The following is a 16,104-nucleotide window of genomic DNA, read 5'->3' as shown; positions in this document are numbered from 1 at the left end:
TCGGTTGCCTGGTGGGTGGCGCAGGTCGAGGTCCGTGGGAGGTGCGGTGTCGTCGGTGGAGTGTCCGGACGTGGCGGCGACGGTGGCGACGGTGCGGCGGTGCCGGCCGGAGCTGGTGGACGCGGTGGCAGCGGCGGTGCCGGGGGCGCGGGCGGCGGTGCTGGCGCGGTTGTGGGGTGCGTTGGGGCGTGAACCGGTGCCGGAGGTGACGGACCGTCGGGTGGTTGACGGCCGCCTGGTGCTGGGGTTGGTTGACGGGCGGCGGGTGGTGGGGCCGGTGGCGGCGGCGGAGTTGTTCGCGGCGGCGGGCCCGGGGCTGCGGGTGTCGGTGGAGGACCCGGCGGGTGGCCGGGCGGTGGCGGATCCGGCGGAGTTGTTGTCGGTGCTGGGGTTGCCCGGTTGTGGGGCGGTCGCCGGTGAGCTGGCGAACAGTGTGGCGAATCTGGCGTTGGCGCGGGGTGCGCGGGCGGTGGCGGGTGGCGGTGGGGGTCTGGTCCGGTCGGCGCTCGGGTGGGAGCAGGTGGTGGTGGACGGGCATCCGGTGCATCCGGGGTGCCGGACCCGGGTGGGGATGTCGACGGAGGAGGTGCTGGCGTACGCGCCGGAGCATCGGCCGGTGGTGGAGTTGGAGTTGGTGGCGGTGCCGGGTGACCGGTGGGTGAGTTCGGGTGCGGGGTTGCCGCCGTTGCTGCCGGTGCATCCGTGGCAGCGGGATCATGTGCTGGGCGGGTTCGGGTGGTTGCGGCGTACCGGCCGGGTGGTGCGGGTGCGGCCGTTGTTGTCGTTGCGGACGGTGGCGTCGGGCGGGGGTTGGCAGTGGAAGACGGCGGTGGATGTGCAGATGACCAGTGCGGTGCGGACGGTGTCGGAGGCGGCGGTGCGCAATGGTCCGGTGGTGACGGCGTTGGTGGCGCGGTTGGCGCGGCGGGTGCCGGGGTTGTGGGTGTTGCCGGAGGTGGCTGCCGGGGCGGTGGTGGTCGACGGGGGGTTGTGCCGGTCGTTGGCTGTGGTGCGTCGGCGGGTGCCGCGGGTGGGACCGGGGGTGCAGGTGATGCCGGTGGCGGCGTTGGCGGCGCCGGTGGGGGTGCCGGGTGGTCCGTCGGTGGTGGCGGGGCTGGTGCGGGCGGGGTACGGCGGTGATCCGGTGGCGTTCGTGTCGCGGTTGGCGCGGGTGGTGCTGGGGCCGGTGGTGGAGTTGCTGGGTCGGGGGGTGGGGCTGGAGGCGCACGGGCAGAACGTCCTGCTGGTGTGGCGCGGTGGGCGGCTGGTGCGGGTGTGGTACCGGGACGTGGGTGGGGTGCGGTTGGATGTGCGGCGGCTGGCTGGGGCGGGTGTGGCGGTGCCGGTGGTGCACGGCGATGTGGTGGCCGAGGATCCGGCGGAGGTGGCGGTGACGGCGGTGGCGGCGGTGGGGACGGCGTTGGGTGAGCCGGTGGCGGTGCTGGCCCGGGAGTTCGGGGTGGAGCCGCAGGTGTTGTGGCGGGCGGTGGCGGTGGTGGCGCGGGATGTGGTGGCGGGGTTGCCGGCGGCGGTGCGGGGGTTGGTGGCGGCGGCGGTGCTGGGTGGTCGGTGGCCGGTGAAGGCGACGTTGTCGATGCGGTTGGCGTCGGATCCGTTGATGCCGCGGTGGGCGTGGGTGACGAGTCCGTTGGCGGGTGCGTGGTGAGCGGGGCCGGGTCGGCGGTGGGGGTGCTGTCCGGGGGCCGGTCGTGTGGTTGCGGGTTGGGTGTGGTCGGGGTGGATGCGGCGGTGGCGTCGGCGGTGGCCGGGTTGGGGCGGGTGGCGCCGAACCTGGTGGTGGGGTTCCGGGAGGCGGTGCCGTGGGCGGCGGGGGTGGTCGGTGGGCGGTTGGTGGATGCGTTGTGCCGGGAGGATGTGGGTGGGGTGCGCCGGGTGTGGCGGGGCGCGGGTCGGTGGCACGGGTTCGACCGCTTCGTGGCCGATGCGGGGTCGGTGCCGGATCCGGTGGCGGTGTTGCCGGTGTCGGTGTTGGCGAGGCGGCGGGGGTGGGCGTTGGCGGTGGAGTTGACCGACGCGGTGGTGAATCTGGCGGTGGCGGCGGCGCGGCCTGGTCCGGCGTGGGGTCCGGATGATCCGGACGGGTGGGGGGTGTGGGCTGAGCGGCTGGCGGTGGCGGGGCACAACCTGCATCCGTGTGGGCGGACCCGGTTGGGGTGGTCGGTGGCGGATGTGGTGGCGCATGATGTGGAGTCGCCGGCGACGGGGGTCGGGTTCGTGGCGGTGCGCCGGGATCTGCATGTGGGTGAGGATGTGACGGCGGAGTTGGCGCGCTGGTATCCGCAGGTGCCGGTGGCGCCGCCGGGCTGGGTGGTGCAGCCGGTGCATGTGTGGCAGCGGTCGGTGGTGTCGTCGCGGTACGCGGATCTGCTGGATCGGGGGGTGGTGCGGTTGTTGCCGGGGGTGGTGCCGGCGGTGCCGACGGCGGCGGTGCGTACGGTGCTGCTGCCGGCGGGGCGCGACGGTGCGCGGCGGTATCTGAAGGTGTCGGTGGACATTCAGGTGACGTCGACGCGGCGGACGATCTCGGTGGCGAGTGTGCGTAACGGTCCGGCGTTGTCGACGGTGTTGGCGTCGTTGGTGGCGGCCGATGAGGTGGCGGCGCGGCGGCTGGTGCTGTTGCCGGAGGTGGCGGGTGCGGCGGTGCGGGTGGGGTCGGGGCGGGACATGTCGGTGATCGTGCGGGACGGGTTGGCGGGGCGGTTGGTGCCGGGTGAGGTGGCGGTGCCGGGGGTGGCGTTGGTGACGGCGGCGCAGTTGGGGCGGCGGGTGGCGGATTTCGGTGGGGTGCGGGGGTTGGTGGGGGCGGCGGCCGGGTTGGGGTTCCTGGGGGCGTACGCGCGGGTGGTGTTGCCGCCGTTGCTGCGGTTGGCGAGCCGGTTCGGGGTGGCGTTGGAGGCGCATCTGCAGAACTGTCTGCCGACGTTCCGTGGCGGGGTGCCGTTCCGGTTGGTGGTGCGGGACTTCGCGGGTCTGCGGTTGTTGTTGCCGCGGTTGGCGCAGGCGGGGGTCGAGGTGGGGTTGGCGGCGGGTTCGGTGGTGGGTACCGACGACGCGGCGGTGATGCGGGCGAAGTTGGGGTACACGGCGTTGCAGGCGCATCTGGGTGAGGTGGTGCTGGGGTTGGTGTCCGGGTGGGGGGTCGACGAGGCGGCGGCGTGGCGGGTGGTGCGGGAGGTGGTGGATGAGGCGTATGACGGGTTGCGGTCGGCTGGTGGGGTCGCCGCGGGGTGGGCGGCCGATGATCATCGGGCGTGGACGGCGCCGATGGTGGCGCACAAGGCGTTGGTGCGGATGCGGTTGACCGGTGCCGGGGACGTGTACGTGCCGGTGCGTAACCCGTTGGGTGACGCCGGGTTCGACGACGGTCCGCCGGTGGGGGCGCGGTGACGGGTGTGGTGGTGCCGCCGCGGGTGGCGGCGGTGGTGGCGGAGTTGGCGGCCGGTGACGAGCCGGTGTGTGCCTATGTGTACGACCGGGCGGTGCTGCGGGCGATGGCGGCGCGGCTGCGGGCGGCGTTGCCGGCGGGGTCGGTGCTGTTGTACGCGATGAAGGCGAACGGGCATCCGGCGGTGGTGGCGGAGTTGGCGGCGGCGGTGGACGGGGTGGAGGTGGCGTCGGGTGGCGAGTTGGCGGCGGCGGTGGCGGCGGGTGCCGGTCAGCTGGTGTTCGGTGGGCCGGCGAAGACGGACGGGCAGTTGGCGGCGGCGGTGGCGGCGGGTGCGGTGGTGAACGTGGAGAGTGTGTTGGAGTTGCGGCGGCTGGATCTGGTGGCGCGGGCGGCGGGGGTGTCGGCGGTGGCGGCGCTGCGGGTGAACCGGCCGGGTGGCGGGTTGGTGGGCAGTCACCGGATGGCGGGCGCGGCGACGCAGTTCGGGGTGGATGAGGCGGAGTTGGGTGCGGTGGTGGAGGTGGCGGCGGGGTTGCCGGGGGTGCGGCTGGTGGGGTTCAGTTTGCACGCGGTGTCGAACAACGTGGACGCGGTGGCGCATGCGGGGTTCGTGGTGGATGCGGTGGGCTGGGCGGTGGCGGCGGCGCGGCGGTTGGGGGTGGGGTTGGAGTACGTGAACGTGGGCGGCGGGTTCGGGGTGGACTACCGGGGTGGGCGGCGGTTCGACGTGGCGGCGCTGCGGGCCGGGTTGGCGGGGTTGGCGGTGCCGTCGGGGGTGCGGCTGGTGTTCGAGCCGGGTCGGCTGCTGGTGGCGGACGCCGGCTGGTATGTGACGCAGGTGGTGGATCTGAAACGGACGCAGGGCCGGTGGTTCGCGGTGGTGCGGGGCGGTACGCACCATTTCCGGTTGCCGGCGGCGTGGGGGTACGACCATCCGTTCGGGGTGGTGCCGGTGGACCGGTGGCCGTACCCGTTCGCCCGGCCGCAGGTGGCGCAGGTGGCGGTGGATGTGGCCGGTGAGTTGTGTACGCCGCGCGATGTGCTGTGCCGGGGGCAGGTGGTGGGGCGGCTGCGGGTGGGCGACGTGGTGGTGTTCGGCCGGGCCGGCGCGTACGGGTGGGACATTTCGCATCATGATTTCCTGCGGCATCCGTACCCGCGGATGGTGGTGGTGTGACGGTGCCGGCCGCCCACGGTCGAGCCGGCGCCGGGGTCGGGGTCGGGCCGGGGGTCAGCGGCGGGCCCAGTGGGCGGCGCGGATCTCACGCAGCGCCCGGCGGCGGGTGTCGCCGCGCAGGGTGTCGACGTAGAGGCGGCCGTCGAGGTGGTCGGTTTCGTGTTGCAGGGCGCGGGCGAGGAATCCGCTGCCGGTGACGGTGACGGGTTGGCCGTGCTGGTCGACGCCGTGGACGGTGGCGTGGCGGGCGCGGGTGGTCGGGAAGTACAGGCCGGGGATGGACAGGCAGCCTTCGTCGTCGGTGTCGGTGTCGTCGGGTGACAGGGCGCCGGCGGGTGGTTCGAGCCGGGGGTTGACGACGTGGCCGCGGTGGCCGTCGGCGTCGTAGACGAACACGCGGGCGCTGACGCCGATCTGCGGGGCGGCGACGCCGGCGCGACCGGGGGCGCCGAGCAGGGTGTCCATCAGGTCGGTGACCAGTGCGCGCAGGGTGTCGTCGAAGTCGGTGACCGGCTCGGCGGGGGTGCGCAGCACGGCGTCGCCGATGATCCGGATCGGGCGCATGGTCATGGCGGTCAGGCTACCCGGGGCGTGGCGCGGGTGGCGGGCGGCGGGCCGGGTGTGCGGATGGTGGAGTTCGTCGGAGCCGGCGGCGGGTGGCGGCCGGGGCCTAGGATGTGTGGGAGCGTTTCCACGCCGACCGGTCGGACATGCATCGGCCGAAGGGAGGATTCTTGGTTCCGCAGGCCGTCACCTGCCCGGAACGGTGTCGTTCGGCTTGGTAACGTTCATCACTGGTCATGTGAACCATGACACAGCACCCCCCACAGTTCCCGGAGATCCCGATGTGCCAGCACCAACCGATCTGTCCCTCGGCTGACGCCGTCGACCGGGAAGCGGCCCGCGTCGTCGCCTGCTTCCGCGAACAGGGCTGGAGCCTGCTCTGCAACGGTGTCATCGTTTTCGAGGACACCGGCGAGCTGCTTCCCGACGGCAGCAGCATCGCCCCGCACCGCGGCCCCGCCCGGCACGCCCTCGCCGCCTGACCGGCCGGGGCCACCGCAGGCTCACCGTCGAGCCGACCCGACCCGTACTCAGCCGGCGGCGAACGCCTCCGGCGGAGGACACGCGCACACCAGATTCCGGTCACCGTAGGCGCTGTCGACCCGCCGCACCGGCGGCCAGTACTTCCCGGCCCGCTGCCCCGGCCCCGCCGGGTACGCCGCCACCGACCGCGGGTACGGCAGCACCCACTCGTCGGCGGTGACCAGCGCCGCCGAGTGCGGTGCCTGCCGCAACGGGCTGTCCGCCACCGGCCACCGGCCCGCCGCGACGTCGTCGATCTCCGACCGGATCGCGATCATCGCGTCGCAGAACCGGTCCAGCTCGGCCAGGTCCTCACTCTCGGTCGGCTCCACCATCAGCGTGCCGGACACCGGGAACGACATCGTCGGCGCGTGGAACCCGTAGTCGATCAACCGTTTCGCCACGTCCTCGACGGTCACCCCGGTTGCCCGGGTCAACGCCCGCAGGTCCAGCACACACTCGTGCGCCACCAGGCCCTTGTTGCCGGCGTACAGGACCGGGAAATGCGGCCGCAGCCGCGCCGCCACATAGTTGGCCGCCAGCACCGCCGCCCAGGTGGCCCGCACCAGCCCGTCGGCACCCATCAGCCGCAGATACGCCCACGGGATCGGCAGAATCCCGGCCGAACCGTACCGGGCGCCCGACACCACCGGCCGGTCGGCATCGTCGCCGCCGACCGGATCACCCGGCAGGAACGGCGCCAGATGCGCCCGCACCGCGACCGGCCCCACCCCCGGCCCGCCGCCGCCGTGCGGAATGCAGAACGTCTTGTGCAGGTTCAGGTGCGACACGTCCGCCCCGAACCGGCCCGGCCGGGCGAACCCCAGCAACGCGTTCAGGTTCGCCCCGTCGACGTACACCTGCCCGCCGGCGTCGTGCACCCGGGCACACAACTCGGCGATGCCGTCCTCGTACACGCCGTGCGTCGACGGATACGTCACCATCATCGCCGCCAGGTCGTCCCGGTGTACGGCGATCAGCCGCGCCGCGTCGTCGACATCGACGTTGCCGTCGGCGTCGCAGCCGACCACCACCACCCGCATGCCCGCCATCACCGCGCTCGCCGCGTTCGTGCCGTGCGCCGACGACGGAATCAGGCACACGACCCGGCGCGCCTGCCCCCGCGACCGGTGGAAGCCGCGGATCGCCAACAGCCCGGCCAGCTCCCCCTGCGACCCGGCGTTGGGCTGCACACTGACCGCGTCGTAGCCGGTCACCTCCGCCAGCCAACGCTCCAACTCGCCGATCAACCGCCGGTACCCGGCCGTCTGCCCGGCCGGCGCCAGCGGGTGCACGTCGGCGAACCCCGGCCAACTGACCGGCTCCATCTGCACCGCCGCGTTCAACTTCATCGTGCACGACCCCAACGGGATCATCCCCCGGTCCAGGGCGTAGTCGAGGTCCGCGAGCCGCCGCAGATACCGCAGCATCGCCGTCTCGCTGCGGTACGCGTGGAACACCTCATGGGTGAGGAACTCACCGGTGCGCCGCCACTCGGCCGGAAGCAGCGCCGGCGTCTCCCCCGCGTACCCGGCCACCCCGAACGCCGCCCACACCACCGCCAGATGCTCCTCGGTGGTGGTCTCGTCACACGCCACCGCCACCGTGTCGGCGTCCACCAGCCGCAGGTTCACCCCCCGGTCCGCCGCCCGCGCCACCACCGCAGCGGCCCCACCCGGCACCGCCGCGGTCACCGTGTCGAACAACGGCCCGTCCGCCACCGTGACCCCGCCGTCGGCCAGACCGGCCCGCAACCGGGCCGCCATCGCATGGGTACGCTGCGCGATCGCCGTCAACCCCTGCGGGCCGTGGTACACCGCGTACATGGCGGCCATGACCGCCAGCAGCACCTGCGCCGTGCAGATGTTGCTGGTCGCCCGCTCCCGGCGGATGTGCTGTTCCCGGGTCTGCAACGCCAGCCGGTACGCCCGGTCACCGGCCACGTCCCGGGACACCCCGACCAGCCGTCCCGGCAGCATCCGTTCCAGACCGGAACGCACCGCCAGGTAGCCGGCGTGCGGACCGCCGAAGCCCATCGGCACCCCGAACCGTTGCGTGGTGCCGACCGCCACGTCCGCACCGTACGCCCCCGGCGGGCGCAGCAGCGTCAACGCCAACAGGTCCGCCGCCACCGTCACCAGCGCCCCGGCGGCGTGCGCCGCCGCCACCACCGGGGCGTCGTCACGCAGCCGCCCCGACACGCCCGGGAACTGCAGGTGCAGCCCGAAGAACTCGTCCGGCAGGCCGGCCTGCACGTCACACACCCGGACCTGCACGCCCAGCGGCTCCGCCCGGGTCCGCAGCACCGCCACCGTCTGCGGCAACGTGTCGGCGTCCACCACGTACACGTCGCTACGTGCCTTCGACGCCCGCCGCGCCAACGTCATCGCCTCCGCCGCAGCGGTCGCCTCATCGAGCATCGACGCGTTCGCCGTGGCCAGCCCGGTCAGATCCGACACCATCGTCTGGAACGTCAGCAGCGCCTGCAACCGGCCCTGGCTGATCTCCGGCTGGTACGGGGTGTAGGCGGTGTACCAGGCGGGATTCTCCAGCACGTTGCGGCGAATCACCGCCGGCGTGTGGGTGCCGTGGTAGCCGGCGCCGATCATCGACACCGCCGCCGTGTTCGCGTCGGCCAGCCGCCGCAACGCGGCCGTCACCTCCGGCTCGCTGGCCGGTTCCGGCAGGTCCAGCCGGCCCCGCCAGCGGATCACCTCGGGAATGGCGGCGTCCATCAGGTCAGCGATGCTGGCGTACCCGACGACATCCAGCATCCGCTGCTGGGCGACCGGATCGATGCCGACGTGGCGGTCGACGAACAAGGACGAGGCACTCACCAGGCGGCTCCCGGGACGAGGTCGGCAGGCAACCTCCCCCTCTGTCGGCGCCGCCGCCTCCAGAGTCGCCAACCCGCGTGGTCCTTCTGCCTGAGAGGTTCCGGGGAGGATTTGCCCCTTCGGCGCCGCCCACCGGGTAGCGGACGGTCTCTCCCACACGGGATGTACGGCGGTCTCCACGCTACCGGCAGCACCCGCCCTACGGGGCGGGGCGGTGACGTCGATCACGAAGCCCGCCCCGACCGCTGCCGCTGCACCGCCCCGCGGGTTCAGCCGGCGCGTCGCCGCGCCCGCCGCGCCGCCAACTCGTCGCCCCCGGCCACCGGAGCCACCACCTCCGGCTCGGAAGTTACCGCCGGCTCCGCCGGAAGCTGCGACAACGACCCCTGAATCTCCTTGAACGCCCCGCCGATCGCGATGCCGAACACACCCTGGCCGCCCTGCAACAGGTCGACGACCTCCTCAGGGGAACGGCACTCGTACACCGTCGTCCCGTCCGATATCAGGGTGATCCCCGCCAGGTCCCCGACCCCGCGCGACCGCAACGTCTCGATCGCCTTACGGATGTTCTGCAGCGACACACCGGCGTCCAGCAGCCGCTTGACCACCTTCAACACCACCAGATCGCGGAACGAGTACAGCCGCTGCGAACCCGAACCTGACGCGTCACGCACGCTCGGCACCACCAGCGTCGTCCGCGCCCAATAGTCCAACTGCCGGTAACTGATCCCCACCGCGTGGCAGGCGGTCACTCCGCGATAGCCGACGGCGTCGGCGTCCGAACCGGCCCCGTCCACATCATCAGACGACCCCGGCTCCGGCTCTCGCTGTGCGGGCATACGGAAACCTCCCCGTCAGTGCGGCCCACACCAGGACGGAACATGAGCCGATCGACAGGACCAGCGTAACGCCGGCAGAGGGCCGTACCAGGCAACCCGGGCCGCGACACGCCGCGTGCGGGCGACCACGCCACGGGCATGACACCCGCTGGCGGCGGTCAGCCCGCGAAATCCTCCGGACGCACCTGATCCAGGAACTCCCGGAACTTCTCGACCTCGTCCTCCTGCTCATCCGGAATCAGGATGCCCGCCTCGGACAGCACCTGCTCAGCACAACGAATCGGAGCACCGACCCGCAACGCCAACGCGATCGAATCGCTCGGCCGCGCCGAAACCCGCACACTGTCACCGATGACCAGGTCCGCGTAGAAGACGTTGTCCTTCAACTCGGTGATCTCCACCGCCTGCAGCGGTGCCCGCACTGCGGCCAACACGTCCCGCAACAGATCATGCGTCAACGGCCGCGCCGGCTTCACGCCCTGCTGCTCGTACGCGATCGCCGTGGCCTCCACCGCACCGATCCAGATCGGCAGGTAACGGTCCCCGTCCACCTCACGCAGCAGCACGATCGGCTGGTTGGTGGGCAACTCCACCCGCACCCCGACCACGCTCAGCTCACGCACCGCCGCCTCCGTGTCGTCGTCACCAAACCCGCTCCGGCCCTCCCTGCACGGTACACGGACCACAGCGCCACCGTCCGGTCCCGCCAGTCACCTCACCGGCCGAGCGCCTCCCGCAGACCCGCCCGCACCAGCGCCGCGTGAAGCTGCTGCGACAACCCGATCAGCTCCCGCGCCGTCTCCGCCGCCCGAGCCCGGGCAGCCGGATCACTCTGCCGCGCCAACGGCGCCACCAGCTGGGCGAACAAACCCGACTCGCGGTCCGCAGCCGCCCGCACCGCCCGCAGATGGCGCACCTCGAGGCCATGCCTCAGCAGCCCCGCCACCGCCGTGGCGATCACCAGCGCATCCGCGTCGTACCAGCCAGGCGCCACCGCGACCACCAGCCCCAGCCGCTCCACCTCAGCCAACGTCGCCGACTCGAGACCACTTCGGGACAGCAGGTCCGTACGGCTCAGCCGGGACTGCGCCGGCTGAGCCTGCGCCGGCACCGGCGACCGGCCCGGCACCTCACCGGACGGACCGACCGCCACCAACGTCGGACGCGACCGGCCCGCCGCCGACTCGGCGTCCCGCGCCGCCAACTGCTCACGGATCACCCGCAGCGGAAGATACTGGTCCCGCTGCGCCGTCAGGACGAAACGCAACCGGTCCAGATCGTCCCAGCTGTACTTGCGGTAACCCGACGGCGTCCGCTGCGGCTCCACCAGGCCCTCGGCCTCCAGGAACCGCAACTTCGAAATCGTCGTGTCCGGAAACTCCGGGCGAAGCTGGGCCAGCACCTCGCCGATACTCATCAACGACGAACCGGCCACGTCCTCCCGGGCCGCCGCCTGCTCACTCACCACGACACCCCCGGCTCACCGACCGGCGTCAGCCACACACCGCGCACGAAGCCACCTCCGTCCGCGCCCCGGACCTCAACCGCGGCCGGCCTCCTCGTCCGGCCGCGGACCGGCGATGAAGACCAGCCGGAACTTCCCGATCTGGACCTCGTCACCGTTGCTCAGGGTCGCCGCCTCCACCCGCTCACGATTGACATAGGTGCCGTTCAGGCTACCCACATCGCGCACCGTGAAGGTACCGCCGTCCCGGTGGAACTCCGCATGCCGCCGCGACACCGTCACGTCGTCCAGGAAAATGTCACTGTCCGGATGCCGGCCGCTCGTCGTCACATCGTGGTCCAGCAGGAACCGGGCCCCCGCGTTCGGGCCCCGCCGCACCACCAGCAACGCCATCCCCGGCGGCAACGAACCCGACATCCGGCTCGGCACCACGTCGGCGTCCGGCCCCTCCAGCACTTCGTCGAGCGAACCGAGGTTCAACGTCGACGTGACGTCGAGCGGGGGGAACTCGTCGTCTGGGCGAGTCATGGACCACCTCACGGATCTGTTCGGTCGGCGTCGGGTGTGTCGGGTCGGCCACCAGACCTTGAACGATCGCAAGGCGCAAGCTCCCCCGTGCCAGGACGGCAATCTCCGCAACGCTCAACTGTTGTTGGCTTCTCGGTCGACTGGGCGAGCCTAGCCAGCGCCGAAAACAAGGGTCAACAAGACTCGCGGGCACACGATACCTCGCCGCCCCCGCCGGGTCAGCGCTCGGTGAGCTCCCGGTACGCCGCGGCGTCGAGCAACCCGCTCACCGCCTGCGGATCAGCCGGTGCCAACTGCACCAGCCAACCGGCACCGTACGGGTCGGCATTGACCGTCTCCGGTGCGTCCACCAGCGTCTCGTTACGGGCCACCACCGTGCCGGTCAACGGCGCGTAGATCTCCGACACGCTCTTCGTCGACTCGATCTCACCGCACGGCTCACCCGCCGTCACCTCGGCACCGACCGCAGGCAACTCGACGAACACGATGTCACCCAACGCCTCCTGCGCGAAATGGGTCACACCCACCCGCACAGGACCAGCGGCGTCGCCCGCCACCCACTCATGCTCCGCGGTATACCGCAGATCCTCTGGAATCACGGCCGGTCCTTCGGTCTGTGCACCACTCACCACCACTGACGCTCCACCCGCCGACAACATCCCGTCCGATCAGGAGACCGGGCGGGCGTACCGCAGCTGGCTCGGATCGCTCAAGGCCGACACCTCGACCACGTCGCGCTCCTCGACGATCACCGTACCGCCGTCACCGGACACCGAAGCCACCACCCCACCCGGAATGTTCAACGCCGTCCGCATCGTCGACGGCTCCCCGATCACCAGCACCTCGTACGGGCCGGTCAACCGCACAGCGTCCACCTCCACGCCGCCGTCGACGTCCAGCAGGTAGCTGCTCGCCACGATCCGCACCGACCGACCGTCCCCGCCGCTGATCTGCATCACCTCGGCGCCCGCACCCCGCAGCTCCTGCACCGCGTCCAGCAGATCCGACGCCCGGATCGGCTCCCGACCGGCGACGAACCGCACCCGCAGGCCCGGCCCCTGCGCCGGCAGACTGCCACCCAGCACCCCCAGCTCGTCCGCCCGACGCGACGCCTCCTCCAACGCCGCCGCCCGGCCCTCGGCACCCGAGGTCAACTGCCGCTGACTCGCCTCCAGCTCCGCGATGTCCTGCCGCAGCCGCTCCTCCCGGGCCTCCAGATCCGACAGGATCCGCACCAGATCCTCCTGGCGGGCCGCCGCCAACGTCGGGTCCGTCGACGTGCTGCGGACCTGAACGGCGAGGGTGAACCCGAGCAGCACCAGCAGACCCACGATCATCAGCCCGGCCGTGGACACCCGCCGGGAACCCCGACCCGCGCCGGCACCCGCCGGCCCGTCACCGCCGACCGCGGCGTCGGGACCGTCCACCGGCGGTACCCCGGCGGCGTCCGCCCGTTCCTCGGACCCTGCCGGCACCCGCCCACCCGCACCCGGCGACCGCGCCGGACCCTCAACCGGCCAGCCCGTACCGGTACTCCTACGTTCCACCATCAGCCACGCCTCACGCCCGGAACAGATGACGTCGAATCGCCGCCACGTTGCCGAAGATCCGCACCCCGAGCACCACCACGACGCCGGTGGACAACTGCCCGCCCACCCCCAACTGATCGCCCAGATACACGATCAGACCCGCCACCAGAACGTTCGAGATGAATGAGATCACGAACTGCTTGTCGTCGAAGATCCCGTCCAACTTCGCCCGGACCCCGCCGAACACCGCGTCCAACGCCGCCACCACCGCGATCGGCAGGTACGGCTGCAGCACCGCCGGCACCACCGGGTCGAAATAGATCCCCAGCAGCATTCCGGCGAGCAGCGCCAACACGGCGATCATCGAGGGCCTCCTCCCGAGGCGGTCACGGACGGGTCGGCGCCTCCCGTCCCGGACGGGCTGGACGACGCCGACGCCGACGGTGCACGGGCGTACCGCAGCTGCGGCTCGCTCGCCGCCGGCAACATCAGATCATCAGCCGAACGGACCCCGAACGACAACCCGTGATCGGCCGAGACCGCCCGTAGCACCGCGGCCGCCTGGCTGGTCCGAAACGCCTCGACCATCGACGGCGGGCCGATCGCCGTCACCTCGTACGGGCCGGTCACCGGCCGGAAATCGACCAGGATGGCGCTGCCCGCCGCCCGGATCGTCGAGGTCGCGGTCAGCCGTCTCCCGTTGACCGCGACCGCCTCGGCGCCGACGCTCCACAGGGCGTTGGCCACGTCCTGAAGATCCCGGTCCAACACCCGACCCAACTCACTGACCGACCCCTCACCGGTCACCGGATCCACCACCTCCGGCGCATCCGCCAACTCGACGACCACCCCGTCCCCGGTGACCCGGGCCAGCCCGGCGGCGGCTTCCAGGTCGCGCAGGTCCGCCGCCCGGGCCCCGTCCAGCACCGTGTCGCGCTCCCGGGCCACCTCGTCCCGCAATGTGTCCACGCGGTTCTGCAGCTCGTCGGTCTCCGTCTGGCGCTGGGTAACCTGCTCCACCAGGCCGGCCCGTGCCTGCGACCTGCTTGGCTCCTCCGCCACCGTCTTCTGGTAGGCGAGCACCACCAGGAAGCCGACCGCGGCCATCGACACGGCCATCGCCGCCCGTGCCGTCACCCGACGCCAACCCTGCGGTGGTCCTACCACCGAACGGCGGGCCGCCGCGTCCGTGTAGCCGGGATCCAGCGGTGCCCGGAACAGTTCGGTCAGAAAGTCCGGCGCGTACCCACGGTGCGGGCCGGAACCGCTGCGGTCCGCCTCGCTCATGCCCGCTCCGTTTCTGCTCCGGCGGCCCGGACCAACGCCATGGTCTGCCGTACGTACAACAGGCCGGCGATCCAGTACAGCGCCAGACCCCACCAGGCCAGACCCCACCCGACCGCGGCCACCACCGTCGCCGTCGGGGTGAATCCCAGCACTGCGGACAGCAACAGAATAGGAAACGCCGCCAAAAGTACGAAAGTCGCAGTCTTTCCTACATAGTGCACCTGTGGTGGTCCGTAGCCAAATCGGCGTAACACGACGAGGCAGCCGGCCAGCAGCACCTCACGACTGAGCAACGCCACCGTGAACTGCCACGGCATCACCTCGCGGGCCGTGAACGCCAGCAACGTGGCCAGGATGTACAGCCGGTCGGCGAGTGGGTCCAGTAGTTCGCCGAGCCGGGACACCTGACGGATCCGGCGCGCGACGAACCCGTCCACCCAGTCACTGGTCCCGCCGACGGCCAGCACCAGCAACGCCGCGACGTCCGCACGGTGCACCAGAAACAGGTACAGAAACAGTGGTACACCTAGCAAACGGACAAGACTGATCAGATTAGGAATGGTGAAGACCTGACTCGCCACATCGGTCCGCGTCGACGCGGACTGCGCGGACGGACGCGACACCGACACTTCCTCTCCCCCGCCCCGACCGGCCTGTCCCACCGGACCGGAAACGAGCGGCGGCGAACGAGCCCGACGGTCCCCCAAGGGGCACTGTCACCTGGCGAGCGCCACTATAACGCGCCCCTCACCCACCACCTTCCGACTCACCGTGGCCGTCGCCGCCGACGGCCACCCGCCGGCGCATGAACGACTGCCAGTAACCGACCATCCGCTCCACCCCGTCCACCCCGGCCACCAGTTCAGCCAGCCACCGGGCCTGCTCCGGGCTCCACAGACCGTCGCTGACGATCCAACCCTGTCCACCCAGTTCGTTGAGCACCTCCAGCCGTCGACCGGTCAGCACCCGACACCGGTGCCCCGCGCCGTCAGCGACCACGGTGACCGTCGGCCCGGCAGCCGGCCGCTTACCCCCTTCGGCAGGTGCCACCGTCTGCACGAAGTACAGGTACCCGTACTCCCACCGTTCGTCGAGCGGCGACCCGACGCCCGCCGTCGGTGCCACCGTCTGCCGCTCCTCGGCCACCCGGCGCGGCTACCCGCACGGGTTGCCGGCAAACTCCGCCCCCCCGGTTCCGACATCCCCGCTACCTGCGACCCCTTGCCATCGGACGGCGGTCGATCATGCTTGGATGGTGGGCATGCCGGCCCACCTTGAACCAGACGCCCGGCGTGACCGGTCCGCGGCCGACGCCTCACCCGGCGACATCTCCCGCCGTCGTACCCAGCGGACCCGGTGGTATCCGGTCGACCAGCTCAGCCCGCTCGCCCGAGCGCTGCTCAGCGACGACCTCGGCGGCCGCGACGTGGTGCCACAGCACGTCGCCGACCGGGTCAACGCGGAGGCTGACCAGTGGGCCAGCCACGGATTCACCGAGCAGACCGTACGTCCCTGGCGGGACCTGCCCCCGGCGGCCGCCGGGCACCTCGCCGGTCGGCAGGTCAACCCGAGAGTGCTCGATCTGCCCGTCGCCGTCGTCGCCGGAACCCCGCCCGTGCCGCTCCGGATCGCGATCGTCACCGGTCGGCTGCCCGCCGAACGGGCCTACGAACTGCTGGTACTCACCGGTGAACACCAGCCGGCGGAGTCCGGGGCGGGCAACCCACCGACCCCCGAGCCTTCCCGGGCCCGGCCGGTGACCCCGGTGCTGTTCTCCCACGCCCAGCCCGACGATGCCGCCGGCCGGAGCTGACCCCAGAGGTACTGCCGAGCCTCCGATTCGATGGAGTTTGGTTCTCCGTGCGCTATGTTGACACACCTCGTAGAGCAGGCTAGGACGCTAGGTTGAGGGAACCGAAGACGCCACCGGGCTGCGATCAATCGAGA

17 protein-coding genes and 1 riboswitch are annotated in these 16,104 nt (G+C 72.0%); of the genes, 5 read left to right on the top strand and 12 right to left on the bottom strand.

Annotated elements, in window-relative coordinates:
• The first annotated feature begins 46 nt into the window (after nucleotides 1-46).
• The 3 genes from O7543_RS05050 to O7543_RS05040 are packed head-to-tail and all read left to right on the top strand — an operon-like array spanning nucleotide 47 to nucleotide 4,586.
• Nucleotides 47-1,666 carry an IucA/IucC family protein gene (locus tag O7543_RS05050; RefSeq protein ID WP_281554928.1) on the top strand — a complete coding sequence of 540 codons (1,620 nt, stop codon included), beginning with the start codon at nucleotides 47-49 and terminating at the stop codon, nucleotides 1,664-1,666.
• On the top strand, nucleotides 1,663-3,408 hold the full coding sequence (locus O7543_RS05045) for an IucA/IucC family protein (RefSeq protein ID WP_281554929.1): 1,746 nt from the start codon (nucleotides 1,663-1,665) through the stop codon (nucleotides 3,406-3,408). The genes O7543_RS05050 and O7543_RS05045 overlap by 4 nt, the downstream gene beginning before the upstream one ends.
• Nucleotides 3,405-4,586, top strand: a complete 1,182-nt coding sequence (locus O7543_RS05040; protein WP_281554930.1) for an alanine racemase — start codon at nucleotides 3,405-3,407, stop codon at nucleotides 4,584-4,586. Before O7543_RS05045 ends, O7543_RS05040 begins: the two co-directional genes overlap by 4 nt.
• Nucleotides 4,587-4,640: 54 nt before the next feature.
• On the opposite strand, the gene O7543_RS05035 is transcribed toward O7543_RS05040, so the two are convergent.
• The gene (locus tag O7543_RS05035) at nucleotides 4,641-5,156 is read right to left on the bottom strand and encodes a peptide deformylase (protein ID WP_281554931.1); all 516 of its coding nucleotides are present in this window, start codon (nucleotides 5,154-5,156) and stop codon (nucleotides 4,641-4,643) included.
• 275 nt (nucleotides 5,157-5,431) lie between these two features.
• On the opposite strand from O7543_RS05035, the gene O7543_RS05030 reads away from it, so the two are divergent.
• Nucleotides 5,432-5,632 (top strand): DUF5999 family protein, encoded by a 201-nt coding sequence (locus O7543_RS05030; RefSeq protein ID WP_278174506.1) that lies wholly within the window; start codon nucleotides 5,432-5,434, stop codon nucleotides 5,630-5,632.
• A gap of 48 nt (nucleotides 5,633-5,680) precedes the next feature.
• Here O7543_RS05030 and gcvP read toward each other — a convergent pair whose 3' ends face one another.
• The 11 genes from gcvP to O7543_RS04975 all read right to left on the bottom strand — a co-directional run bounded on the left by gcvP (nucleotide 5,681) and on the right by O7543_RS04975 (nucleotide 15,282).
• Nucleotides 5,681-8,509 (bottom strand): aminomethyl-transferring glycine dehydrogenase, encoded by a 2,829-nt coding sequence (gene gcvP / locus O7543_RS05025; RefSeq protein ID WP_281554932.1) that lies wholly within the window; start codon nucleotides 8,507-8,509, stop codon nucleotides 5,681-5,683.
• A 68-nt stretch (nucleotides 8,510-8,577) separates the two neighbouring features.
• Nucleotides 8,578-8,675, bottom strand: a riboswitch (glycine riboswitch).
• 103 nt (nucleotides 8,676-8,778) lie between these two features.
• Nucleotides 8,779-9,348 (bottom strand): MerR family transcriptional regulator, encoded by a 570-nt coding sequence (locus tag O7543_RS05020; RefSeq protein ID WP_281554933.1) that lies wholly within the window; start codon nucleotides 9,346-9,348, stop codon nucleotides 8,779-8,781.
• 158 nt (nucleotides 9,349-9,506) lie between these two features.
• Nucleotides 9,507-9,971: a bifunctional nuclease family protein gene (locus tag O7543_RS05015; RefSeq protein ID WP_123604662.1), complete on the bottom strand. Its 465-nt coding sequence runs from the start codon at nucleotides 9,969-9,971 to the stop codon at nucleotides 9,507-9,509.
• 92 nt (nucleotides 9,972-10,063) lie between these two features.
• Nucleotides 10,064-10,765, bottom strand: coding sequence for a MerR family transcriptional regulator (locus O7543_RS05010; RefSeq protein ID WP_281555587.1), 702 nt, complete (start codon nucleotides 10,763-10,765; stop codon nucleotides 10,064-10,066).
• A gap of 123 nt (nucleotides 10,766-10,888) precedes the next feature.
• Nucleotides 10,889-11,341: an FHA domain-containing protein gene (locus O7543_RS05005; protein ID WP_123601610.1), complete on the bottom strand. Its 453-nt coding sequence runs from the start codon at nucleotides 11,339-11,341 to the stop codon at nucleotides 10,889-10,891.
• A gap of 218 nt (nucleotides 11,342-11,559) precedes the next feature.
• Nucleotides 11,560-11,940, bottom strand: coding sequence for a glycine cleavage system protein GcvH (gene gcvH / locus O7543_RS05000; RefSeq protein WP_281554934.1), 381 nt, complete (start codon nucleotides 11,938-11,940; stop codon nucleotides 11,560-11,562).
• A 69-nt stretch (nucleotides 11,941-12,009) separates the two neighbouring features.
• Complete coding sequence (locus O7543_RS04995; protein WP_281554935.1) at nucleotides 12,010-12,816, bottom strand: DUF881 domain-containing protein; 807 nt, start codon at nucleotides 12,814-12,816, stop codon at nucleotides 12,010-12,012.
• 85 nt (nucleotides 12,817-12,901) lie between these two features.
• Nucleotides 12,902-13,234 (bottom strand): small basic family protein, encoded by a 333-nt coding sequence (locus O7543_RS04990; protein WP_123601612.1) that lies wholly within the window; start codon nucleotides 13,232-13,234, stop codon nucleotides 12,902-12,904.
• Complete coding sequence (locus O7543_RS04985; RefSeq protein ID WP_281554936.1) at nucleotides 13,231-14,157, bottom strand: DUF881 domain-containing protein; 927 nt, start codon at nucleotides 14,155-14,157, stop codon at nucleotides 13,231-13,233. The genes O7543_RS04990 and O7543_RS04985 overlap by 4 nt, the downstream gene beginning before the upstream one ends.
• Nucleotides 14,154-14,786: a CDP-alcohol phosphatidyltransferase family protein gene (locus O7543_RS04980; protein ID WP_281554937.1), complete on the bottom strand. Its 633-nt coding sequence runs from the start codon at nucleotides 14,784-14,786 to the stop codon at nucleotides 14,154-14,156. Before O7543_RS04980 ends, O7543_RS04985 begins: the two co-directional genes overlap by 4 nt.
• A 118-nt stretch (nucleotides 14,787-14,904) precedes the next feature.
• Entirely contained in the window at nucleotides 14,905-15,282 is a 378-nt protein-coding gene (locus O7543_RS04975) for a hypothetical protein (RefSeq protein WP_281567346.1), read from the bottom strand.
• A 127-nt stretch (nucleotides 15,283-15,409) separates the two neighbouring features.
• On the opposite strand from O7543_RS04975, the gene O7543_RS04970 reads away from it, so the two are divergent.
• Nucleotides 15,410-15,970 (top strand): hypothetical protein, encoded by a 561-nt coding sequence (locus O7543_RS04970; RefSeq protein ID WP_281554939.1) that lies wholly within the window; start codon nucleotides 15,410-15,412, stop codon nucleotides 15,968-15,970.
• Nucleotides 15,971-16,104 lie beyond the last annotated feature (134 nt).

This window comes from Solwaraspora sp. WMMA2080, from assembly GCF_027497395.1.
GTDB lineage: Bacteria > Actinomycetota > Actinomycetes > Mycobacteriales > Micromonosporaceae > Micromonospora_E.
Note: the sequence above shows the minus strand (reverse complement) of the source record. Positions and strands in the feature narration are given on the sequence as shown.